The organism is Microvirga antarctica, assembly GCF_017921815.1.
GTDB lineage: Bacteria > Pseudomonadota > Alphaproteobacteria > Rhizobiales > Beijerinckiaceae > Microvirga > Microvirga antarctica.
In genome coordinates, this window is sequence record NZ_JAGEMM010000001.1 from 664,125 (window position 1) to 685,008 (window position 20,884).

The 20,884-nt window shown below is 62.4% G+C and carries 22 protein-coding genes and 4 tRNA genes; 6 read left to right on the top strand and 20 right to left on the bottom strand.

Going from position 1 to position 20,884, the window contains the following annotated elements; genetic code table 11:
- Positions 1–14: 14 nt before the first annotated feature.
- The 8 genes from rplJ to J4G32_RS03305 all read right to left on the bottom strand — a co-directional run bounded on the left by rplJ (position 15) and on the right by J4G32_RS03305 (position 5,567).
- Complete coding sequence (gene rplJ, locus J4G32_RS03270; protein ID WP_210484431.1) at positions 15–533, bottom strand: 50S ribosomal protein L10; 519 nt, start codon at positions 531–533, stop codon at positions 15–17.
- Positions 534–1,178: 645 nt separating this feature from the next.
- Entirely contained in the window at positions 1,179–1,880 is a 702-nt protein-coding gene (gene rplA / locus J4G32_RS03275; protein WP_210484432.1) for a 50S ribosomal protein L1, read from the bottom strand.
- 10 nt (positions 1,881–1,890) lie between these two features.
- A complete protein-coding gene (gene rplK, locus J4G32_RS03280; RefSeq protein ID WP_210484434.1) occupies positions 1,891–2,322 on the bottom strand; it encodes a 50S ribosomal protein L11 in 432 nt (143 codons plus the stop codon).
- 307 nt (positions 2,323–2,629) lie between these two features.
- Positions 2,630–3,163 carry a transcription termination/antitermination protein NusG gene (nusG, locus tag J4G32_RS03285; protein ID WP_210484436.1) on the bottom strand — a complete coding sequence of 178 codons (534 nt, stop codon included), beginning with the start codon at positions 3,161–3,163 and terminating at the stop codon, positions 2,630–2,632.
- Between the two features lie 12 nt (positions 3,164–3,175).
- Positions 3,176–3,376 carry a preprotein translocase subunit SecE gene (gene secE, locus J4G32_RS03290; protein WP_150948227.1) on the bottom strand — a complete coding sequence of 67 codons (201 nt, stop codon included), beginning with the start codon at positions 3,374–3,376 and terminating at the stop codon, positions 3,176–3,178.
- Between the two features lie 162 nt (positions 3,377–3,538).
- Positions 3,539–3,615 (bottom strand) — tRNA-Trp (locus J4G32_RS03295).
- Between the two features lie 61 nt (positions 3,616–3,676).
- Positions 3,677–4,867, bottom strand: a complete 1,191-nt coding sequence (gene tuf, locus J4G32_RS03300) for an elongation factor Tu (protein ID WP_210484426.1) — start codon at positions 4,865–4,867, stop codon at positions 3,677–3,679.
- A 298-nt stretch (positions 4,868–5,165) separates the two neighbouring features.
- Positions 5,166–5,567, bottom strand: a complete 402-nt coding sequence (locus J4G32_RS03305; protein ID WP_210484438.1) for a hypothetical protein — start codon at positions 5,565–5,567, stop codon at positions 5,166–5,168.
- 133 nt (positions 5,568–5,700) lie between these two features.
- Here J4G32_RS03305 and J4G32_RS03310 point away from each other — a divergent pair, with 133 nt between their 5' ends.
- Positions 5,701–6,018 carry a hypothetical protein gene (locus J4G32_RS03310; RefSeq protein WP_210484439.1) on the top strand — a complete coding sequence of 106 codons (318 nt, stop codon included), beginning with the start codon at positions 5,701–5,703 and terminating at the stop codon, positions 6,016–6,018.
- A 218-nt stretch (positions 6,019–6,236) separates the two neighbouring features.
- Here J4G32_RS03310 and J4G32_RS03315 read toward each other — a convergent pair.
- Positions 6,237–6,310, bottom strand: a tRNA-Gly gene (locus J4G32_RS03315).
- A 16-nt stretch (positions 6,311–6,326) separates the two neighbouring features.
- Positions 6,327–6,411: transfer RNA gene (locus J4G32_RS03320), tRNA-Tyr, on the bottom strand.
- 164 nt (positions 6,412–6,575) lie between these two features.
- On the opposite strand from J4G32_RS03320, the gene J4G32_RS03325 reads away from it, so the two are divergent.
- Both J4G32_RS03325 and J4G32_RS03330 read left to right on the top strand, forming a co-directional pair.
- Positions 6,576–7,391, top strand: coding sequence for a TrmH family RNA methyltransferase (locus tag J4G32_RS03325; RefSeq protein ID WP_210484441.1), 816 nt, complete (start codon positions 6,576–6,578; stop codon positions 7,389–7,391).
- A gap of 244 nt (positions 7,392–7,635) precedes the next feature.
- Positions 7,636–9,312: an MFS transporter gene (locus tag J4G32_RS03330; RefSeq protein ID WP_210484443.1), complete on the top strand. Its 1,677-nt coding sequence runs from the start codon at positions 7,636–7,638 to the stop codon at positions 9,310–9,312.
- Positions 9,313–9,434: 122 nt separating this feature from the next.
- Here the strand turns inward: J4G32_RS03330 and J4G32_RS03335 are convergent, their stop codons facing one another.
- Positions 9,435–9,737: a hypothetical protein gene (locus J4G32_RS03335; RefSeq protein ID WP_210485552.1), complete on the bottom strand. Its 303-nt coding sequence runs from the start codon at positions 9,735–9,737 to the stop codon at positions 9,435–9,437.
- A gap of 140 nt (positions 9,738–9,877) precedes the next feature.
- Between J4G32_RS03335 and J4G32_RS03340 the strand changes: the two genes are divergently transcribed.
- From J4G32_RS03340 to J4G32_RS03350, 3 genes are all read left to right on the top strand, one after another.
- Positions 9,878–9,953: transfer RNA gene (locus tag J4G32_RS03340), tRNA-Thr, on the top strand.
- Between the two features lie 309 nt (positions 9,954–10,262).
- Entirely contained in the window at positions 10,263–12,029 is a 1,767-nt protein-coding gene (locus tag J4G32_RS03345) for an adenylate/guanylate cyclase domain-containing protein (RefSeq protein WP_210484450.1), read from the top strand.
- Positions 12,030–12,260: 231 nt separating this feature from the next.
- The gene (locus tag J4G32_RS03350; protein ID WP_246504844.1) at positions 12,261–13,241 is read left to right on the top strand and encodes an ABC transporter substrate-binding protein; all 981 of its coding nucleotides are present in this window, start codon (positions 12,261–12,263) and stop codon (positions 13,239–13,241) included.
- Positions 13,242–13,326: 85 nt separating this feature from the next.
- Here the strand turns inward: J4G32_RS03350 and J4G32_RS03355 are convergent, their stop codons facing one another.
- The 9 genes from J4G32_RS03355 to J4G32_RS03395 form a co-directional block, all read right to left on the bottom strand.
- Positions 13,327–14,025, bottom strand: coding sequence for a cysteine hydrolase family protein (locus J4G32_RS03355; RefSeq protein WP_210484454.1), 699 nt, complete (start codon positions 14,023–14,025; stop codon positions 13,327–13,329).
- 94 nt (positions 14,026–14,119) lie between these two features.
- Positions 14,120–14,422, bottom strand: a complete 303-nt coding sequence (locus J4G32_RS03360; RefSeq protein WP_210484456.1) for a DUF4387 domain-containing protein — start codon at positions 14,420–14,422, stop codon at positions 14,120–14,122.
- A gap of 97 nt (positions 14,423–14,519) precedes the next feature.
- Entirely contained in the window at positions 14,520–15,425 is a 906-nt protein-coding gene (locus J4G32_RS03365) for a polysaccharide deacetylase family protein (protein WP_210484458.1), read from the bottom strand.
- Positions 15,425–16,330 carry a polysaccharide deacetylase family protein gene (locus J4G32_RS03370; RefSeq protein ID WP_210484460.1) on the bottom strand — a complete coding sequence of 302 codons (906 nt, stop codon included), beginning with the start codon at positions 16,328–16,330 and terminating at the stop codon, positions 15,425–15,427. The genes J4G32_RS03365 and J4G32_RS03370 overlap by 1 nt, the downstream gene beginning before the upstream one ends.
- A gap of 165 nt (positions 16,331–16,495) precedes the next feature.
- Positions 16,496–16,978, bottom strand: coding sequence for a MaoC/PaaZ C-terminal domain-containing protein (locus J4G32_RS03375; protein WP_210484461.1), 483 nt, complete (start codon positions 16,976–16,978; stop codon positions 16,496–16,498).
- Between the two features lie 21 nt (positions 16,979–16,999).
- On the bottom strand, positions 17,000–17,401 hold the full coding sequence (locus J4G32_RS03380; protein WP_210484463.1) for a Zn-ribbon domain-containing OB-fold protein: 402 nt from the start codon (positions 17,399–17,401) through the stop codon (positions 17,000–17,002).
- A gap of 35 nt (positions 17,402–17,436) precedes the next feature.
- Positions 17,437–18,579: a thiolase C-terminal domain-containing protein gene (locus tag J4G32_RS03385; RefSeq protein ID WP_210484465.1), complete on the bottom strand. Its 1,143-nt coding sequence runs from the start codon at positions 18,577–18,579 to the stop codon at positions 17,437–17,439.
- Complete coding sequence (locus J4G32_RS03390; RefSeq protein WP_210484467.1) at positions 18,576–19,382, bottom strand: ABC transporter ATP-binding protein; 807 nt, start codon at positions 19,380–19,382, stop codon at positions 18,576–18,578. The genes J4G32_RS03385 and J4G32_RS03390 overlap by 4 nt, the downstream gene beginning before the upstream one ends.
- A complete protein-coding gene (locus J4G32_RS03395) occupies positions 19,379–20,884 on the bottom strand; it encodes a class I adenylate-forming enzyme family protein (RefSeq protein ID WP_210484469.1) in 1,506 nt (501 codons plus the stop codon). The genes J4G32_RS03390 and J4G32_RS03395 overlap by 4 nt, the downstream gene beginning before the upstream one ends.

Sequence of the window (20,884 nt, forward strand, 5' to 3'; positions counted from 1 at the left end):
TTGAGGTTACGGCCTCACGCCGCTTCGCCTGTCTTGGCATAGGCCCCGAACACCCGGGCGAGCTTCGCCGCCGGTGCATTGACGACCGTTGCGATCTTGGTGGCGGGAGCCTGGATCAGGCCCACCAGCTTGGCGCGCAGTTCGTCAAGGGACGGAAGAACGGCAAGCGCCTTCACTCCGTCCACGTTCAGGGAAGTCGCACCCATTGCTCCGCCGAGGATCACGAGCTTGTCGTTGGCCTTGGCGAAATTGACGGCGACTTTGGGCGCCGCGACCGGATCGCTTGAATAAGCGAGCAGGGTCGGACCTTTGAGAAGGTCCGCGATGGACGCGACGTCCGTGCCTTCGAGAGCGATTCTGGCGAGGCGGTTCTTCGCGACCTTAACGGTGGCGCCAGCCTGCTTCATCTGCGCGCGCAGCTTCTGCATGTCGGCGACCGTCAGGCCAGCATAGTGGGCAACGACGACCACGTTCGTGTTCACAAACACGTCGTTGAGCGTCGAGACGAGCTCGCTTTTTGCTGCTCTTTCCACTGGGCTCTCTCCGGTTGGCGGATAAATCCGCCGGTTGCACCTGTCGCCTGAAGCGCCCCGAACCTGCGTCCGAAGCGTCTACAGACGACGCTCTCGCAAGCCCTGTCCCCCAGTGCGCATCTTTTCAGACACAATAGGGATGAGATGGTTCGAACCGATCTTCTGTGCCCGCGTTAAGCAGGCGGAATAGCGGCTTCCCCGTCTATGCTGGCCCTCTCGGATTAAGCCGGTCTCCCGGCACCTGCAGTCTCGGACAGGACATAGCCGGAACATGCCAAAGGTTTCCCTTTAGCCTTTCCGGCTTGTCACCGCTCCGTCTCCGGAGCGGATTGGCAGCCCGAAGCGCGTCGATGACGCATTCCGAGCCTATGTTGGAATCTCAACGCGAGTTATTAAGCCCTTACGTCCGAAAAGCCAAGGGGCAATTCCGCGGCATTTTTGAGGCATCTCGCATGGGAATGGTGGCGAGGACCTGAAGTGGGAACGCTCCCGACGGGTTTCAAGATGCCGGTCTGGCGGTCCGGGAGTAGCAGACCTCCGGCCCATCCAACCCGGCCGGCCCGACCGCCACCCGCCGTATCGCTCTGCCAAAAAAGAAGGCCCGGCGCGTTGGCGCCGGACCCCCTTCGATCGTTACATTCAGGCTCAGCTGGCCAAAACGCTCGACGGCTCGACCTTCACGCCCGGGCCCATGGTGGAGGAAACCGCCACGCGCTGGATGTAGGTGCCCTTGGCGCCCGCAGGCTTGGCCTTCGAGACAGCGTCGGCAAACGCCTTGATGTTCTCGACCAGCTTGGTGTCGTCGAAGGACGCCTTGCCGATGCCCGCATGCACGATGCCGGCCTTCTCGACGCGGAACTCCACGGCGCCGCCCTTGGCAGCCTCGACGGCTCCCTTGACGTCCATGGTCACCGTGCCGACCTTCGGGTTGGGCATCATGCCGCGCGGGCCGAGCACCTTACCGAGGCGACCGACCAGAGGCATCATGTCCGGGGTGGCGATGCAGCGATCGAAATCGATCTTGCCGCCGTTCACCGCCTCGAACAGGTCCTCGGCGCCGACCACGTCGGCACCGGCGGCCTTGGCCTCGTCGGCCTTCGCGCCACGAGCAAAGACTGCAACCCGAACCGTCCGGCCGGAGCCGTTGGGAAGGTTGCAGACGCCGCGGACCATCTGGTCGGCGTGGCGGGGATCGACGCCAAGATTCATCGAGACTTCAATGGTCTCGTCGAACTTCGACTTGGCGCGTTCCTTGATCATCTTCACCGCATCTTCGATGCCGTAAAGCTTGGTGGGCTCGATGCCCTCGCGGGCTGCGCGGATGCGCTTGCCTTCGTTGGATGCCATCATGCCCTCCTTATGCTGCCACTTCCAGGCCCATGGACCGGGCGGAACCCTCGATCATGGACATGGCGGATTCGACGCTGTCGCAGTTGAGATCGGCCATCTTCTTCTCGGCGATCTCGCGGATCTGGTCGCGGGTCACGCTGCCAGCCTTGTTGCCCTTGCCGGGGGTCTGAGAACCCTTGTCCAGCTTGGCTGCCTTCTTGAGGAAGAACGACACCGGGGGCTGCTTCAGCTCGAAGGTGAAGGAGCGATCCTGATACGCGGTGATGATCACCGGGATCGGGGTTCCCTTTTCGATCTGTGCGGTCTTCGCGTTGAAGGCCTTGCAGAATTCCATGATGTTCAGGCCGCGCTGACCGAGCGCGGGACCGATCGGCGGGGACGGATTGGCCGCGCCAGCCGGGACTTGGAGCTTTACGTAGCCCGAGATTTTCTTTGCCATGGGAGTCTCTCCAATGGACCAGCCGCCCGGCGCCAACCGGTCGACATGGTGATTGCAGGTCGCGGTACAGCCTGGTTCCCCCGGATGGCGTCCGGGCAGGCCTCCCGCGGATGAAGGCCCCCGTCAGGGAGCCTGTCCTGGCCGAACGCGGGTTCGGTCGGGATGGATACCCGTCCGTCCGGCCCTGAGAAGGACCCGGACCCCGCGGCCGTCAGAGCGGCCAGCAGGTCGGAAGGGGCTGATGCAGCTCTCGCCGCATCGGGAAAAAGCAACCGGGTGGCCCGCGGGCAATCCGGAAACAGAAATGTCAGAGCTTCTCGACCTGACTGTATTCGAGCTCGACCGGTGTGGCGCGACCGAAGATGGACACCGCCACCTTGAGGCGGGCGCGACCCTCGTCGACTTCCTCGACGACACCGTTGAACGAAGCGAACGGCCCGTCGGAGACGCGAACCTGCTCGCCGATCTCGAAGCTGACCGACGGCTTGGGATGATCGACACCCTCGGCCACCTGCCCCTTGATCCGCTCGGCCTCGCGGTCCGGAATCGGAACCGGCTTGGCCTTGTCGGCGCCCAGGAAGCCCGTGACCTTCGGGGTATTCTTGATGAGGTGGTAGACCTCGTCGGTGAGGTCGCATTTCACCAGCACGTAGCCGGGGAAGAACTTGCGCTCGGCATCGACCTTGCGGCCGCGGCGGACCTCGACGACCTTCTCGGTCGGAACCAGAACCTCTTCGAACATCTCCTCGAGACCGCGCTGGGCGGCCTGATCGCGAATCGACTGGGCGACCTTGTTCTCGAAGTTCGAATAGGCGTGGACGATGTACCAGCGCTTCGTCATCACATCCACCTCTTAACCGCGAAAACCGAGGAGGATCGAACGGACCCCCCAGCCGACCGCCTGGTCGACCACGAGGAAGAAGATGCTCGCAAGCACGACCATCACGAACACCATGGCGGTCGTGATCATCGTTTCCTTGCGGGTCGGCCATGTGACCTTCGCCGCTTCGGAGCGCACCTGCGTCAAGAAATCGAACGGATTCGTCTTCGCCATCGCACTGCGTTCACATCGCCACGGAGCGGCTGCAAACGTCCTCTCATGGGACCATTCGGCCCAAATTGAAGGGGCGCGAAGCCGTGTTACGAGCCTCGCGCCGCCTGGAAACCATTCTTCGGGGCGCTCTACTAACGCAAAACGCCCGCTTTGTCGATCCGCTGGCAGGAGTGGAGGGACTCGAACCCGCAACCCCCGGTTTTGGAGACCGGTGCTCTAGCCAGTTGAGCTACACTCCTCCGGCGGATCACAGGTGACGTAAGGCCATCACCTGCAACTGTAAAGGCCTGAATGCCTAACTTAATCCATGACCTGCGCGACGACGCCTGCACCGACGGTGCGGCCGCCTTCGCGGATGGCGAAGCGCAGCTTCTCTTCCATCGCGATCGGAACGATCAGCTGAACGTCCATCGAGATGTTGTCGCCCGGCATCACCATCTCGGTGCCTTCAGGCAACGTCACCACGCCCGTCACGTCCGTCGTGCGGAAGTAGAACTGAGGACGGTAGTTCGTGAAGAACGGCGTATGACGGCCGCCTTCTTCCTTCGTCAGGATGTAGGCCTCGGCCTTGAACTTCGTGTGCGGCTTGATCGAACCCGGCTTGCACAGGACCTGACCGCGCTCCACGTCCTCGCGCTTCGTGCCGCGCAGAAGAACGCCCACGTTGTCGCCGGCCTGCCCCTGGTCCAGAAGCTTGCGGAACATCTCGACGCCGGTCACCGTCGTCTTGACCGTGTCCTTCAGGCCAACGATCTCGACTTCCTCGCCGACCTTCACGATGCCGCGCTCCACGCGACCCGTCACCACCGTGCCGCGACCCGAAATCGAGAACACGTCCTCGATCGGCATCAGGAACGGAAGGTCGATCGGACGCTCCGGCTGCGGGATATACGCATCCACCTCAGCCATCAGCTTCAGGATCGCTTCGCGGCCCAGCTCCGGCGAACGGTCTTCCAGCGCGCAAAGAGCAGAGCCCTTCACGATCGGGATGTCGTCCCCGGGGAAATCGTACTTCGACAGAAGCTCGCGAACCTCAAGCTCCACAAGCTCGAGAAGCTCGGCGTCGTCGACCATGTCGACCTTGTTCATGAACACCACAAGCGCCGGAACGCCGACCTGGCGCGCCAGAAGGATGTGCTCGCGCGTCTGCGGCATCGGGCCGTCAGCCGACGACACCACCAGAATCGCGCCGTCCATCTGCGCCGCACCCGTGATCATGTTCTTCACGTAGTCCGCGTGACCGGGGCAATCCACGTGCGCGTAGTGACGGTTGGCCGTCTCATACTCGACGTGAGCCGTCGAGATCGTGATCCCGCGTGCCTTCTCTTCCGGTGCCTTGTCGATCTGGTCGTACGCCGTAAACGTCGCCCCGCCCGACTCCGCCAGAATCTTCGTGATCGCTGCCGTCAAAGACGTCTTGCCATGGTCAACGTGGCCAATCGTCCCGATATTGCAGTGCGGCTTGTTCCGCTGAAACTTTTCCTTGCCCATCAATCTCTACCTTATCGAGTGGGATTTCATCAAAGCTGGTGCGTCCGATATTGCGGTTGCGCTCATTCCGCAAGAGCCAATTTCGATATTGAGGAACGTATCCGCGCGCAACCGAGCGACGGGAGCGATTTTTAGTCGAGGGGCCGTGCGTGGGTGCCGTTTGGGTATGGCGAGTCGTTAGCTGGAGAACTTTGACCTAGCCCCCCCCTTAAGGGCCGTAGCCCATTGTAGAATTTTCGAAAGCGATTTCCTGGCCGTAAGTCCGGACTTGTCGGGTGTTTCCGTTGTCTCCTGCCGGTCAATCCCTTGTTTCTTCCTCTCGATAGCCCGTCCCGCCGGGGAGCCAGGGCAGGTCGAAATCGCCGAAGCGCCGGCCTTTAGCGTGCCTTCCGATCTCGTAGTGAACAGCGAACTTGAACAGCCAATACAGGCCGACTGTGATCAGGAGCCACGCGGCCAAGAACGCGGCTCCCACCACCCATCCTCCGCTGCCCGATAGCCAGGCGAGGTAAGAGATCGGGGCAAGGATCACCAAGGCGGCTAGGTTGCCGGTGACGATCATCGCTCCCCGGATCGCCTCCCAAAGGGTGAACTCAAGACTGACAAGCTGGCCGAGGGCGTCGTCTCGATCGAGCAACCTGCCGGTCAGATCGGTGAGCGCGTCCTCGAAGGACTGCTGATAGTCACGTCCGTCGACCATTATTTCCCGCTCCCATCTCCGACGCGAGGATGTCGCATATGAAAACCGGGGACACCAGGCGGATGGGAGCAACGTCCGAGCGAAGAATCCGATGCCAGCCTAGGATAGCGGCTCCGCAACACAGGAGGCGCGAGTGACGGAGTCAGATACTCCAACGATCATTGTTGAAGCGATTCCGAGTGTCCAAGGTGAGGTTTCGGCGGTCGCAAGCGCGACTGCTCCATTCATCTACTTCGACAATGCCTCCACGTTTGGCATCAACGAGGGCGTGGCAAACATCACGCTGGAAGCAAACAGAGTGATGGTGGTCGGCGGGGAGGTTAGGGGCGACCGTGTGATTGTCGCGCACGTCCGCATGAGTGTTGGGGCAATCGCTAGATTAAAGTCCGCTATCGAGGGCATCGACTTGCAGGAGCAGAAAGGCGAGAGCGGCGAACGCACAGTAAACTAAGCCGTCGCTGGGCCGGCTACTCGAATAGGTTAGCTTTGATGACATGAGGCCCGGCACGCTTCTTCAGTCCAGCAGTGAGCCCGCAAAACTGCCGGGTATGTATGCACTATAAATGACTTAAAAAGTGGGCCTTAACCCATAGCCGACAAAATATGTAATCTGTGCAAATCTCATTACGGCTACGTGATGATCTGATTTGTTGATTTTATCAATGAAAATGGAGCGGGTGAAGGGAATCGAACCCTCGTATTCAGCTTGGAAGGCTGCTGCTCTACCATTGAGCTACACCCGCGTCACTGGAGGTGAGGTGGTGGGGGAAGTAGGACTCGAACCTACGAAGGCGTAGCCAGCGGATTTACAGTCCGCCCCCTTTGCCGCTCGGGACATTCCCCCATGAACCCAACCGCAACGCAACGCGCTTCAGGCCGTTTCAGTGGGCGTTCTTATCGTTGGCGGGATTGCCGGTGTCAACACCAAACCGTGACGAAAAGACAGCCGGTCGTGAACGCGCAAGAGCTGTGCTATGGCGTCCCCACAGCCACACGAGAACAAGCATCATGAGCGACCGTCCCTTCTCTCCGCGCAAGCCGAAATTCCAGCGTTCCTCGGGACGGCCCGGTCGCCGCGAGGGGCAGCCGCGGCGGGTGTTCGGCGATCCGGATGTCATCGTGCTCTACGGCTGGCATCCGGTGGTCGAGGCGCTGCGGAACGGCAAGCGCGCCTTTCGCCGCCTGCTGGCGACCGAGAATTCGGCCCGCCGGCTCGAAGAGGAGCTGGGAAGCCCCCTGCCGCTCGAGCCGGAAATCGTAAGGCCGGACGAGATCAACCGGCTGGTCGAGCCCGACGCCGTCCATCAGGGGCTCTATCTGGAAGCCGACCCCCTGCCCTCGCCCACGCCGGCGACGCTGAGCGGCGAGCGCGTGGTGCTGGCGCTCGACCAGATCACCGACCCGCACAATGTGGGGGCCATCGTGCGGACGGCGGCGGCCTTCGGCGTGGAGGCCATCATCACCACGGCCCGCCATTCGCCTGCAGCCACCGGCGTTCTGGCGAAATCCGCCTCCGGCGGGCTCGAACACGTGCCGTTCATGATCGTCGGCAACCTCGCCGACACCCTCATCGCCCTCGGCAAGGAGGGGTTTCAGCGAATCGGCCTCGATTCGTCGGGAGACGTCGCGCTCGACGAAATCCCCCTCCAGCAGCCCGTCGTGCTGGTACTGGGCTCGGAAGGAAAGGGACTGCGCCAGCGGACACGCGATTGCTGCGACGCGATCGGCCGCCTCGATATGCCCGGTGCCATCAAGAGCCTGAACGTCTCGAATGCGGCAGCGATTTCGCTGTTTGCTGTGACCAAGGCTCTGGCGGCCAAGTAGCCGGCGCGGAGCAATATGCCACAACTCATTGAATTGACTGTGTAATATCGACTTTTCGAGCGCGTGTTAGACGGAAGTCGAAACTACCAATTGAGAATTGAAGAAAGGCCAGTCCTCGATAGCGTTTCCAACAAGGGATTCCCGTCTGTCCGGCGACAGCGGGGAGACTTCGGCCAAGGCGATCAAAGCGCCTGACGCAAGAACCCGACACACGGGCATCACCGAATTCTTGGAAGGAAACGCAATGGCAACAGCTACCGCCTCACGCCGGCCGGACGAAAAGGCCCGTCCGATGACGAAGGAAGAGAGGAAGGTGATTATCGCCTCCTCGGCCGGTACCGTCTTCGAATGGTACGATTTCTATCTGGCCGGCTCGCTGGCCGTGAACATCAGCCAGAACTTCGTCCCTGGCACGAACGACACGGCGAAATTTATCTTCGTGCTGTTCGGCTTCGCGGCGGGCTTCGCGGTCCGGCCCTTCGGCGCCTTGTTCTTCGGGCGTCTGGGCGACCTGATCGGCCGCAAATACACCTTCCTTGTCACCATGACGCTCATGGGCCTTGCGACCTTCGTGGTTGGCCTCCTGCCCGGCTACCAGACGATCGGGTACGCGGCGCCGACCATCTTCATCATCTGTCGATTGCTGCAAGGCCTGGCCCTCGGCGGCGAATATGGCGGGGCTGCCACCTATGTGGCCGAGCATTCGCCACAGGGCCGGCGCGGGTTTTACACCTCGTGGATCCAGACCACGGCAACCGTGGGCCTGTTCCTCTCGCTGATCGTCATTCTCGGTCTGCGTCTGAGCATGTCGGCTGAGGATTTCGCCGCCTGGGGCTGGCGCGTTCCGTTCCTGCTCTCGATCATTCTCCTCGGCTTCTCCATCTGGATCCGCCTACAGCTCAGCGAGTCGCCGGCCTTCGTGAAGATGAAGGAAGAGGGAACCCGCTCGAAGGCGCCGCTCACCGAGGCTTTCGGCCGCTGGGACAACGCCAAGATCGCCCTAATCGCCCTGTTCGGCGGCACCGCCGGCCAAGCCGTGGTCTGGTATACGGGGCAATTCTACGCCCTGTTCTTCCTGACCCAAACCCTGAAAGTGGACGGGACGACCGCCAACCTGCTGATCGCCTTCGGGCTTCTGCTCGGGACACCGTTCTTCATCCTCTTCGGCTGGATGTCGGACAAGATCGGCCGCAAGAAGATCCTTCTCGCCGGCTGCCTGATCGCCGCCGTCACCTACTTCCCGCTGTTCAAGATGATCGCCCAGGAGGCTAATCCGAAGCTCATCGCGGCAACCGAGCAGGTGAAGGTCGACCTCATCGCCGACCCTGCCACCTGTGGGGCCCTGTTCGACCCCGTCGGCGTGCGCACCTTCACGCGGCCCTGCGACGTGGCGCGCCGCAGCCTCGCCAACAGCTCGATCCACTACAACCTGACGTCAGGACCGGTGGGCTCGCCGCTGGTGGCCAAGGTCAACGGCACGGATGTGTCCACGACCGACGGCACCGGCGCTGCCATCGTGGCGGCGGCACAAGCGGCCGGCTACCCGAAGGCGGGCGATCCGACGATCGTCAACAAGCCCTCGGTCGGCGGTGTCCTGACGGACGGACGCTCGCTGAAACTGATCGGCCTCCTCTTCGTCCTCGTTCTCTTCGTGACGATGGTGTACGGGCCGATCGCGGCACTGCTGGTGGAGATGTTCCCGACCCGCATCCGCTACACGGGCATGTCGCTGCCCTACCACATCGGCAACGGCTGGTTCGGCGGCTTCCTGCCCCCGACGGCCTTCGCCATCGTGGCCGCGAGCGGCAACATCTTCGCCGGACTCTGGTACCCGATCATCGTCGCGCTGATGACCTTCGTGATCGGCCTCCTGTTCCTGCCGGAGACCAAGGATCGGGATATCTTCACCTACAAGGAGTAGCCTTATCGGCACCTCCAAGGGCAGAACCGATAGCCCTCACACTGAAAAGCCCCGCTTCGGCGGGGCTTTTTTTCGTATGGCGCGCCTGACCCGGCGGCCAAGTCGCGGGAGGCAGCCTCATCCTAGTAGCAGGTGGTGACCCGTCGAACGATCCAGCCCTCGCCCTCGACGAACAGGCGCTTGCGGGATTGGCCGCAACTCTTCCCGTCATCGACCGCTGCGGGAACGGACGCAGGGGTCTCCTGCACGGCCATCTGAGTCGACGGAACGGGCCGGCCGGGCTCGGCACGGCCACTTCCCCCATGAGCTGCCTGTGCGGCGACCGACCCAAGGATCAGGACGGCGGTCGCGGCAAGGGTCGAGGACAGCGCCCAGAGGTGCAATCGGGCACGGACGGCTCGTGGCGGGAAGGCAAGGCGCGGCATGGGGATCAGGCTCCGGGAATTCGGTCCCGGGACAATGTCATTGCGGCGGGATGGTTGCAGTGCCTCACCGCACATTTCCCCTCGGCTCCGACCTTGCATCGCTCACCGCCCGCTGCTACCTCAGCAGCCGATGGCGAGATGCCGGTTTAGCTCAGTTGGTAGAGCAACCGCCTTGTAAGCGGTAGGTCGCGAGTTCGAGTCCCGCAACCGGCACCATCCTGTTCACCCTTCGATGCGGCCCCTGCGCGTGCATGGAGACCCGGGCCGCATGGGCATCGGGCTCGCCGCACTTCGTGGGCCGCTCATCCTCTTTCTCCCAGTTTGGCCAGTGCCGTCCTGCTCCTTTCTCGGCGCTTCCCCAGGCAGTCGACGCTCGACCCGCTCTTGCGACCCGGTGAGACAGCTCCCGAAGGGGAATAGCGCGGGAGGCCGAGGACAGCATAGGATGCGGCGGGGCGCCGTGCCTGGTCGCAATGCGGAAGAGCGGAACGGCGAGCCTGCTGGCCGGACTCAGGGGCATGTGCGATGGAAGGCCGGCATCTGCCAACTCACAGCCTCTTCCAGAAGTATTTCCTGGTGCTGTTCCTGGCCGTGGTCGTGCCTCTGGCGGTCAACGGCGTCAGCGAAGCGTGGCTCGGTTATCGCGACCAGCGAGCAAGGCTTGGCGAGTTGCTGGGCGTCGAGGCGGAATCGGCGGCCGGACGGATTGAGAGCTTCACCGCGGAGATCGCCAACCAGCTCGGCTGGTTGGCGCAACTCCCATGGACAGAGGAACCCGATGAGCGGCGACGGGTCGATGCGCTGCGCCTCTTGCGGCAATCCCCGGCGATCGTCAGCCTGACCCTGGTGGATGGATCCGGGAGAGAGCGCATTTACGTCTCGCGAATCGGGCTCAACCGCACCGAGAGCGGCATCGACCGCTCTGCCGATCCCGCGGTGGCCGGGGCGCGCTCTGCCCGGATCTGGTACGGCGAGGTCAGCTATTTTCGCGGCTCGGAGCCTTATGTCACCGTGGCCATCTCGGGAAATCGCCCGTCCATCGGTGTGATGGTGGCCGAGGTCAACCTCAAGCTGATCTGGGACGTGATCTCCGCCATCAAGGTCGGGGAGACAGGCCACGCCTTTGTGGTCGACGACGCGGACCGGCTTGTCGCCCATCCCGACATCAGCCTCGTCCTGCGCGGCGCCGATGAGACCACGCTTGCGCCCTTTCGGGCGATCCGGGACGATGTTCGCCGGGCAGGAAAGGGGCTCGCCACGACGCATGACGCAAAGGGCACTGCGATCGCCGCCGCCGCCGCCGCGGTCGCCAGTCCGGAATGGACGGTCATCGTCACGCAGCCGCTCTCGGAAGCTTTCGCACCGATCTATCAGGCCCTTTGGCGGACGGGCGCGCTGCTTCTCGCCAGCGGCGCCTTTGCAGGGGTGCTGGCCTATGCGCTCGCGCGCCGCATGACCGAACCGATCCGCCGCCTTGAGGAAGGGACCGAGCGCATCGGCGCCGGCCAGTTCGATTACCGCATCGATATCAAGACGGGCGACGAGCTCCAGCGTCTGGCGGACAGTTTCAACGCGATGGCTGCCGAACTGGCGGTGTCGCAGGAACGGCAGGAACGTATCGCCAAACTCAAGAGGTTCCTCGCTCCGCAGGTGGCCGAACTCGTGGACCGCAAGGGCGATGACGGGGTGCTCGAAGGCCGGCGCAGCGAGGTCGTGGCCGTATTCTCCGACCTGCGCGGCTTTACGGCGTTCTCGGTCCGAGCGACGCCCGAGGAAGTGATGAACGTTCTCTCGGCGTATTACGAAGCCCTCGGTCAGATCATCACCGCCTATGCGGCGACCCTCACGAGCTTCTCCGGCGACGGTCTGATGGTTCTCGTCAATGCTCCTGTTCCCGTCGAGGACCCTGCTCGGGTGGCGGTGGATATGGCGGTGGAGATGCAGCAGAGCGTCCAGTCTCTGATCCTCGGCTGGAGAGACCAAGGGCACCGCATCGGATTCGGGGTCGGGCTCGCCCTTGGACCCGCCACCGTCGGGCGCATCGGATACGAGGATCGGTTCGACTATACGGCCATCGGCAGCGTGGTGAACCTCGCGGCCCGGCTGTGCGCCTCGGCGGCGGACCGGGAGATCCTGATGGATGCAGAAGTCGCCAAGGCGGTCGGCGAGACGCGCGCCATCACGCCTCTCGGGTCACTCGCCATCAAGGGCTACGACGAGGAATTGCCGGTGTTCGGCATTCGGGTCGACGCTCAAAGCGGCTCTGCTGGATGGCCCGAGCAACCTGGCTGAGAGAGCATGCCGCGGCTCGCGCCTGTGTGCTCCGAATGTGTGTGACAATGCCGTGTGAAACAACTCCGGCCCATCGATCTCGCAAGCGCGCAGCGGCAAACCGGTTTCGCGCTGCGACCGTTCCGGTTATGATGCGACCACATCGTCGGTAGAGCACAAGAATGCCCAGGTGACGCAGCGATGGCAGCCGACCCGAGCCCATCTCGCGATACCACGCCTCTCGCCTCAAACCTGCGGCGACGGGAGGTCTTGGCGCTGGTCGGATATGCTCTGGCCGCGCCGCAGGCATCCCTGGCCCAGACGCGAGCGAGACCGGTCATCGGCTATCTCGGACCGGAGTCGCCGCTGCCCTTTGCGAGCCGGCTGAAGGCCTTTCGCGAAGGGCTTGCCGAGAGCGGTTACGTTGAGGGTCGCAACGTCGAGATCGCGTATCGCTGGGCGGAGGGACGGTACAATCGGCTCCCCACCCTTGCGGCCGAGCTGGCCAGCCAGAATGTCGACGTCATCGCGGCTCCTGGCGGCGCCCCCGTCGCGCTGGCCGCAAAGTCAGCCACCGTGACAATCCCGATCGTGTTCGAGATGGGAGGAGATCCAGTCGCCCTTGGAGTCGTCGACAGCCTCTCGCACTCGCGAAGCAATCTGACAGGGATATCGAGTCTGAGCGTCGAGGTTTCGGGCAAGAGACTGGAGTTCGTGCACGAATTGCTGCCGAACGCCGCTGCTTTCGCGGTGATCGTCAATCCCACCAGCCCTACGGTGTCATCGCAGTTGCGGGACCTCAGCACCGCCGCGAACGCCCTCGGAGTCCGGCTGCACGTCTTGAACGCCAGCACGGAGGCTGACTTCGACACTGCGTTCGCAGCGCTGCCGCATTTGGAGGCAGGAGGCATCGTGTTCACCTCGGATCCCTACTTCGCCAATCGGAGTCAGCAGTTGGCCGCACTGACAGAGCGCCACTCCGTCCCGGCGATCACACAATCGCGCGATTTTCCCATGGCCGGCGGATTGATGAGCTACGGAGGCGATTTTACGCAATCGCACCGCCGCGCGGGCCTTTATGTCGGCCGTATCCTCAACGGCGAGAAGGCATCCGATCTGCCGGTCCAGCTTGTGACGAAAGTGGAACTGTTCATCAACCTGAAAACGGCCGGATCGCTTGGCGTCACCGTCCCGCCCGCACTGATGAGCAGTGCCGACATGGTGATTGAGTAGCCTTCTCCCACGCTCTTGCCGATGCGGTTAGGCGACCGACGCAGACGCAGGCGACGGACCTGCACGGACAAGACCCTGGCGACACTCAGCGCTGTGCCCCGGACGGCTTCAGACCGAGTTCGGCAAGAACGCCGTCCGTCGACTCCACCCGACCGAAGAGACGCGCGAAGTTCCTCATGGCAAAGCTATGGAGGTCCGCATGGGTGCTCCCGCACGCATCTTCGACCAGCGTTACGGCATATCCCCGGTCTGCTGCTTCGCGCCCGGTCGTGTCGACACACATGTTGCTCGAAACGCCTGTCAGATACAGTTGATCCGCGCCAATCGCCCGCAGGACGCTGTCGATGCTGCTCGATGCGAAGGCGCCGTTTGACGTCTTCGTGACAATGCTTTCGCCAGGCAGAGGCTGCACGGCGGGCAGGATCTCATGTTCAGGGCTGCCCCAGAAATTCTCCATCTCACGGAACAGACCCCGCATGTGGGGTGGTGCGTCCGAGGCATCACGGTGCTGCGCGCCGATCTTCACGAAAACAATGCGACCCTGGGCCGCGCGAAATGCCTGAAGCAGACGCTGCGTATTCGGCACGACCGACGTCTCGATCCGCTCAAATCGATAGCTATAGGCCTCAGCGCCCTGGGCCGTGCCCAAGACGCGACGACCAAGCGCACCGGTTCGCGACGCGCTTGCGCTTTGAAGATCGATAATCACAAGCGCAGCGCGTTCGAAGACCGGCGTCGGCGTATTCATGAATGCCCGAATATAATCGGCGGGTTCTGCTGTCATGGCGCGTTCCTTGATGAGATTGTTTCGACTGTGACCGGGACGCCCCGTTAGGAAGGATTCCCGGTCTTGACGCGTGAAGGCTTGCACGAGCGGCTCACAGCTCGACGCCCAGAAGAGGCCGGTGCTGCTGGGCGCCATAAACGTCCGAGTCACCGGGAGAGCCCGCAACGAGTGGTCTATCGATCACCACCTTGACGGCGAAGGCTGCAGGGAACGGGATGATTGTCACGGCCGCCGAAGACACACGGTAAAGGGCCGCCACCGACTCGACGGTCAGTGCTGACGAACGGCTTGCCATCACAAACGAGTCCTCATCAGCGAACATGATGTCAATTGTCACGCAGAGGGGGCCTGCATTCTTGCTGCGCACGACTTTTGCAAGGTCGATGAGCTTCATTGGATTCCCGCAGAGCGATCTAACTTCAGGCGTTCTTCCCGGTCGATACGCGCCCGCGATGGCCGGCGAATCCGACCAGCCTTACCCATGACAGGAACTACGGACATTGGTGTTCATAGTGGCTCACCAGGTCGCCCGCTGTCATCACGCAGACCGATTGGCGATTCGTCAGATCTTCGAGAATGTTCCGCAGATAGCGGCTTCGATGCGGTGCTCCGAACATCCACGGATGCACACCGATGGCCATCGCGCGCATCGTTGACTCCGCGGACCTTTCAAGTTCGTCGAGCGCGTCCGAGACCATTTGCGGGAAGCGGTCGACCGGAACTTTCCGGTGCGCCAGAACTTCGACGTCATCCCACTCGCTGGGCCCGGGCAAGCTGATGAGCCCGGACGCGCCGTCCTGACGGTAGGGCTGTTCGTCGTTCGCCCAGTCGAGCGTGTAACGGAACCCGGCATCGTTCAGCAGGCGTGAGGTGAGCGGCGTCGTTCCGAAATCCTGCCCGAGCCATCCCCGCGGCGTCTTCCCAAACGCTGCCGCGACAGCGTCCCTCGAGGCCTCGATGTGCAGCCTCTCATCGCTTTCGCTCATCCGGCTGGTGATCATCCGATTTGCCGTCAGGCCATGAGCGATGATTTCAAACGGGCGTCGGGACAGTTCCTCGACGACGTCCGGACATTCCGCGATCACCCCTGCACCAACCGCCGCTGTCACCGGGATGGCAAAGCGGTCGAGGATGTCGAGGATGCGATAGAGCCCGACACGATTGCCGTAGGCGCGATAGGACCACATGCGGTAATCGGGATCGAAGGAGCCGAAATTCCCCTTGTGACGGGGATCCCGATATTGGTCGGACGGTTGCTGCAATTCCCAGTGATCAAGCTGCAGCACCACATAAACCGCGACTTTTCGGCCGGCCGGAAGCTCAAAGGAAGCACGGTCGGGAAGGGCCGAGAATGGGAACAGCCCGTGATCGCCATAGTGTCGTGGCAAATCGGACATCACGTTCCCCGTTCTGCGACGGCTTCATCGTGCGCATTCGCCAGATACCAATCCGCAATTTCCTCACCGGTCGCCATCCAGACGCCGGCATGGGAACAGATGTAAGTGAGCGCGCGCTCGAGATATTTGTGCCGGTGTGGCCGCCCGATGATGAAGGGATGAAGAGCGACGTTCATGACCCGGGGAATCTCGGCACTCTCTTCATAGAGCGTATCGAACATATCGCGCGCCAGACGCTCGAACTCGGGTCCCTCCCCTGCTCCAGTGAACAGCACGGAATCGTTGAGATCCATCTGGTAGGGAACCGAGAGAAGTTGTCCCGACCGTACGGCGATGGGTTGCGGTTGATCGTCATGGTAGAAGTCGCAGGTGTACTTGATGCCTGCCTCGGCGACGAGATCCGGCGTGTTCAACGTGTAGGACGCCGCAGGCGCGAACCAGCCAGCGAGCTGTCGGCCGGTGAGTCTGCGATAGGTCTCGACGCAATCCGCGATCATCGCGCGTTCTTCGTCCTCGCCGTAGCCCCATAGATAATGCGTGTTGTGAAGACCGTGGCACATGTAGTCCCAGCCGCGACGCTCACAGGCCTCCAAAATACTCGGATAGAGCTCGAAACTGGCAAGGTTCGCCGAGACGGTGCAGCGTATGGCGAGAGCGTCCATGATCTCGAACATGCGCCACAGGCCGACGCGATTGCCGTAATCGCGCGTCGCATAGCCGAGGACGTCGGGATGGGGCATGCGCGGCCAGGGATCCCGGACCCTGACAGCTCCTGGCAGGTACTGATAATGCTCGATGTTCGGGCAAACCCACACCGCGAGTCGCGCTCCATTCGGCCAGCGGAATAGCGGCCGCTTGGTGATCGGCAGACCCAACAGGCGGCGCGGATCAGTGATGATCGACATGGCGCTGCGACTTTTGACAATGGGCGCGTGAGACATCGTGCGTGTTCATTTGATCACCCTGAACCCTCATCATCCAGAAAGCCCCCTGCCCGCCAGCCCCGCCGGCGGCGAGATAGGAGCGGCGCCGCGCGCCAGAATCTTTCCGGCGCGCTCATCCCCGATCCATCAGGCGAGCGCCGCAGCACTTACGGGCCGCTTCAGGTTCAGCGTGCTCTTGTCGAGCGTGGCCACGATATCGCCGTTCTGGTTCTTGATGGAGTCGCGGCGCGTGACCACGCCGCCCTTCTCGCCCTTGTCGAGAAGGACGATGATTTCGCCTTCTACATGCAACGTGTCGCCGATCCGGACAGGCTTGAGAAATCGGACCTTGTCCATGCCGTAGAATGCCACGACCTTGTCCATCGTCTGCCCCATGGAGGAAATCAGACCGGTGGAGATCGACAGCGTCAAGCACCCGTGCGCGATCCTTCCGCCGAAGCCGCGTGCAATGGCGAATGGCTCATTGGTGTGGTGGAGTGAGTAATCGCCGGACAGGCCCGAAAAATTCACGATGTCCGTCTCCGTGACGGTCCGCCCCGCGGTTTCGAAGCGATCACCAATCTCCAGATCGTCGAAATAATTATTGAGCGTTACGAGCACTCTAGCCATCTTTGCCTCCGACTTTCACTGTCACGTTCTGAAATTGTAGATTTTTGTACCGTCTTCGCGTTCTTCGAAAACGACATGAAGCTCCTGCCCGTCGACGAGGGTCTCGCCATCCCAGTTGACGAGGTTGCCGAGAATTCTGACCTTGTCGTCGAATTCCACCAAGACGACCACGTAGGGGACTTGAGAGGTCAGGGCCGGATGAGTCGCGTGCGTGGTGACCACCCAGCTATACAATCGGCCGGGGCCGACGGTATTTTTCCACTCCGTCTCCGTTGACCAGCACTTGTCGCAGACAGGCCCCGGCGGCCACCGCCCGGTGCCGCACGCCTTGCAATGGGGAACAAGCAGTTTTTCACTGGCGACTCCATCCCAGAAGGGTTGGGTATCGAAGTCGACGACGGGAGCAGGCATTCCGCGAAGCATCGTTTGAGTCCTTTCGCCTCGAGGGCGTTTTCGGTTCAGCCCTTTGTCAGAAGGACAGCCGCCGAGAGCTGGGCAACAGAACTGCAAGACAGCACAACTTCAGCGTTGTTAACCTGCGATGTGGATGTGCCTCGCAACTGTCGGGTGGCCTCGACCACATGCGGAAGGCCGTGGATGTAGGCCTCGGAGTGATTGCCCCCATGGGTATTGACCGGCAACTCTCCATCGAAATGGATGCGACCACCTTCGACGAACCGACCGCCCTCCCCGACGGGGCAGAACCCATAGGCCTCCAGGGACATGATGACGAAGGGCGTGAAATGGTCGTAAATCATGACCGCGTCGACGTCCTGCGGACCGAGACCAGCCATGCGGTACACGTCCGCCGCGGTGTGTGTGGATTCGGGCCGTGCAAGATCGTCGCGAAAGACGATCCCCTGTGCGCGGCTGCCGCTTCCCTGGGCCGCTCCGGCAATCAGCACGCGCGGCTGTTTGAGATCCTTGGCGTGCTCCGCACTGGTGACGACAATGGCGCAGGCGCCATCGGATTCGATGCAGCAATCGAAGAGACGCAAGGGGTCCGCGATCATGCGGGAGGCCTGGTGGTCTTCGAGCGAAATCGGCTTCTGCATCATCGCCAGCGGATTGCGCGATGCATGACGGCGCAGCGCCACCGCGACCTCGCCGAACTGGCGGCTCGTCGTTCCAAATTCGACCATGTGACGGCGCGCAAAATGGGCAAATTTGTGCGCCGGCGTGAGCATGCCCCAGGGATTCTGAAAGGCGAGAACACCGCCGGCGGATGTTGCCTGCTTGGCTTGCCCGTAGCGAACGCCCGACCGCTCGTTGAGGGCGCGGAAGCAGACCACGACCTTGGCAAGCCCGCCTGCGATAGCAGCCGCCGCATGGGCGATGACCGCGTTACCACCGGTCCCACCATATCCCGTCTGGCTCATCCAACCCAGGTTGCGAAAACCCAGATGGGAGGTGAGCGCCGTGTCGTCGATATTGTCCATATCGAAGCGGACGAGGCCATCGACATCGTCCGGCGTCAGGCCTGCGTCAGACAGCGCTGCCAGGATGGCTTCGCACGCGAGCCGCAGCTCGGTCTTGCCCGAGTTCTTCGAATAGAGTGTCTGGCCAACGCCAGCAATGGCAGCCCTGTTCCTCAAAGTCATACGCGCTGCTTTCCTGTCTTGGAATGACTGTCGAGAAGCCCGCGAAGCTGCCCGATATGCGATTGAAACTCGCTGCTTCGTTCCGTTTCCGGTGTCCGCGGCCGCGGGAAATGAATGTCTTTGATATCGACGATGCGGCCGGGCCGAGGGGCCAGCGAGATGACCCGATCAGCGAGGAACACGCTTTCCGGGATCGAATGCGTGACAAGCACGATCGTCGGCCGCAGATCGAGCCAGATCTGCTGGAGCTCCTGGTTCATCGCATCGCGCGTCATTACATCCAAGGCGCCGAAAGGCTCGTCCATCAGCAGGATACTCGGTTGATTGGACAGGGCGCGCGCGATGGCGGCGCGCTGGGCCATGCCGCCGGACAGCTCGTGAGGAGAGGCGTTCTCAAAGCCTTTCAGGCCGACCAGTTCCGCAAGCTCCTCGGCGCGCTTTCCGCGCTCGCGACGGCCGACGCCTCTCAGCTCAAGCGGCAGGGCGATATTGCCCGCCACACTGCGCCACGGCAGCAGATTTGCCTGCTGGAAGACGAAGCCGAGCTCGCCGACAGCCTCGGTGCTCTTTGCGTTCTTCACCCATAGCGGCTTGTTTCTGATTTTGATCTCGCCGCTCGTCGGTTTGATGAGTCCGGCGATCATGCGCAGCAATGTCGTTTTTCCACAGCCGGAAGGGCCCACGATCACGACGAACTCGCCCTTTGCGATCGACAGCGACGTCTCCGTCAGGGCAGTGACGGACGTTGCCCCACCGGAATAGGTCTTGGTGACGTTCTCGAGCTGAATTTCGATATCTGTCATGGGAAGAACGACTTCCTTTCGGCGAGTTGTGCAGAGAGTGTCCGCCGGTCGATTTTCCCTGCCGCGGTCAGCGGGAAACGCGTCATGAAACAGTAGCGTTTCGGCCGGGAGAACCGCGACAATTCGCGCGCCGCAAAGGCGCGCAGGTCACCCTCCCCGGGAAATTGTTCACTCGGTCCTTCAATCGCGAGGACGAGCTCTTCGCCCCATTGCGCGCTTGGCACTCCGAGGGCCACGACCCGCGGAAGACCGTCCATGCGCTGGAATGCTTCTTCGACAAGGGATGGATAGATATTGACGCCGCCGGAGATCACCACGTCATCGGCGCGCCCGCCAAAACGCAGTTCCTCTTCGGACGAAAGACTGAGCAGATCGCCAGGGTTGATCGAGCTCAGTTCCTCGAATCCCGACAGCTCTGTCTCGAGCCCCAAGGCCACGGCCGGGCCGCGTATCGCCCCTTCCGACCAGGTCGTTCCATCTGGCAAAAGCCTGGCGGAATGCAGCTCGAGCTGCACGCCGAAGGCTGGCATGCCGAGGCTGTTTTTCACCCCGGACTCGACCATGTCTGAAAGACGCGACACAGCAATCGCGCCGGCTTCCACCGACCCGTAATAGTTGTAGGCCATTCCGCCCACTGTCGCTTGCCAGCGCGCGGCGACATCCACGTCCAGTCGTGCGCCACTGATGATCACGCGGATATCGCTCGCAATCGGCTGCTTCGCGATCTCGACGATCCGGAGGGCCATGGTCGGGACAAGGAAGGCGGCGGAGCAGCCATTCACATCCGTCAACCATTGGTGGCTATCAAAGTGCTGCCGAAGAAGGACGCTGCCGCCGAGATAAAGGTGGCAGAGCGAGAACGACCTGCCGCCGCCGTGAAAGAGCGGAGTGGCGCAAAGAAAGCGGCCGCGGCGGACGAGGTTGAACTCGATGATCTGGGTGACGAAGCGCGCCACCGTGTTGGCATGGGACAGGTAGGCGAATTTGAGCCGGCCGCTGGTGCCACCCGTCGGTGCGATCAGGTGGATGTCGTCGAAACTGCCACCGGGCAGAAGCTTGAGACCCTGCGGATCGCCTGCTGCGAGCGCCGTCTCGCGGGCCGAGGGCAGGAGCGCAACCGTCAGGTTCTGCTCAAGCCTCGCCATGTCTTCGGCCGAGCAAACCGCGAGATCGACCTCTGCAAGCGCGAACCGTTTTGCGATCTCGTCAACGGTCCAATCGATTGCCACGGGGACCGCCGGAATGCGGGCCGCCGCGGCGGCGATCACGGCAACGAGATGGCCGATCTCATTCCCGGTGGCGATTCCAAGACGCTTGATGCTGCGCTTCTGCAGAAGCGCCACCATGTCGCAGCATTCTTGCAGGAGTTCCGCCCATGTGACGGATCTGAAATCGTCGACCAGGGCAATCCGGTTCGGATGTGCACACGCCGCGTTGTTGATCGCCTGTGGCAGCGTTGGAACCGGAAGCCCGGCACTCGAAGCGTGAGGGTCGCTTATCAT

Excerpts from the sequence above, each read along its gene's own strand:
- J4G32_RS03370 (WP_210484460.1), bottom strand. The coding sequence starts at position 16,330 with ATGTCGATCATCACTGATCCGCGCCGCCTGTTGGGTCTGCCGATCACC.
- J4G32_RS03365 (WP_210484458.1), bottom strand. The coding sequence starts at position 15,425 with ATGTCCGATTTGCCACGACACTATGGCGATCACGGGCTGTTCCCATTC.
- J4G32_RS03390 (WP_210484467.1), bottom strand. The coding sequence starts at position 19,382 with ATGACAGATATCGAAATTCAGCTCGAGAACGTCACCAAGACCTATTCC.
- J4G32_RS03330 (WP_210484443.1), top strand. The coding sequence starts at position 7,636 with ATGGCAACAGCTACCGCCTCACGCCGGCCGGACGAAAAGGCCCGTCCG.
- J4G32_RS03335 (WP_210485552.1), bottom strand. The coding sequence starts at position 9,737 with ATGCCGCGCCTTGCCTTCCCGCCACGAGCCGTCCGTGCCCGATTGCAC.
- rplK (WP_210484434.1), bottom strand. The coding sequence starts at position 2,322 with ATGGCAAAGAAAATCTCGGGCTACGTAAAGCTCCAAGTCCCGGCTGGC.
- tuf (WP_210484426.1), bottom strand. The coding sequence starts at position 4,867 with ATGGGCAAGGAAAAGTTTCAGCGGAACAAGCCGCACTGCAATATCGGG.
- J4G32_RS03305 (WP_210484438.1), bottom strand. The coding sequence starts at position 5,567 with ATGGTCGACGGACGTGACTATCAGCAGTCCTTCGAGGACGCGCTCACC.
- J4G32_RS03355 (WP_210484454.1), bottom strand. The coding sequence starts at position 14,025 with ATGACAGCAGAACCCGCCGATTATATTCGGGCATTCATGAATACGCCG.
- J4G32_RS03345 (WP_210484450.1), top strand. The coding sequence starts at position 10,263 with ATGGAAGGCCGGCATCTGCCAACTCACAGCCTCTTCCAGAAGTATTTC.
- J4G32_RS03395 (WP_210484469.1), bottom strand. The coding sequence starts at position 20,884 with ATGATAAGCGACCCTCACGCTTCGAGTGCCGGGCTTCCGGTTCCAACG.
- secE (WP_150948227.1), bottom strand. The coding sequence starts at position 3,376 with ATGGCGAAGACGAATCCGTTCGATTTCTTGACGCAGGTGCGCTCCGAA.
- J4G32_RS03325 (WP_210484441.1), top strand. The coding sequence starts at position 6,576 with ATGAGCGACCGTCCCTTCTCTCCGCGCAAGCCGAAATTCCAGCGTTCC.
- J4G32_RS03385 (WP_210484465.1), bottom strand. The coding sequence starts at position 18,579 with ATGACTTTGAGGAACAGGGCTGCCATTGCTGGCGTTGGCCAGACACTC.
- rplA (WP_210484432.1), bottom strand. The coding sequence starts at position 1,880 with ATGGCATCCAACGAAGGCAAGCGCATCCGCGCAGCCCGCGAGGGCATC.
- J4G32_RS03375 (WP_210484461.1), bottom strand. The coding sequence starts at position 16,978 with ATGGCTAGAGTGCTCGTAACGCTCAATAATTATTTCGACGATCTGGAG.
- J4G32_RS03360 (WP_210484456.1), bottom strand. The coding sequence starts at position 14,422 with ATGAAGCTCATCGACCTTGCAAAAGTCGTGCGCAGCAAGAATGCAGGC.
- nusG (WP_210484436.1), bottom strand. The coding sequence starts at position 3,163 with ATGACGAAGCGCTGGTACATCGTCCACGCCTATTCGAACTTCGAGAAC.
- J4G32_RS03380 (WP_210484463.1), bottom strand. The coding sequence starts at position 17,401 with ATGCTTCGCGGAATGCCTGCTCCCGTCGTCGACTTCGATACCCAACCC.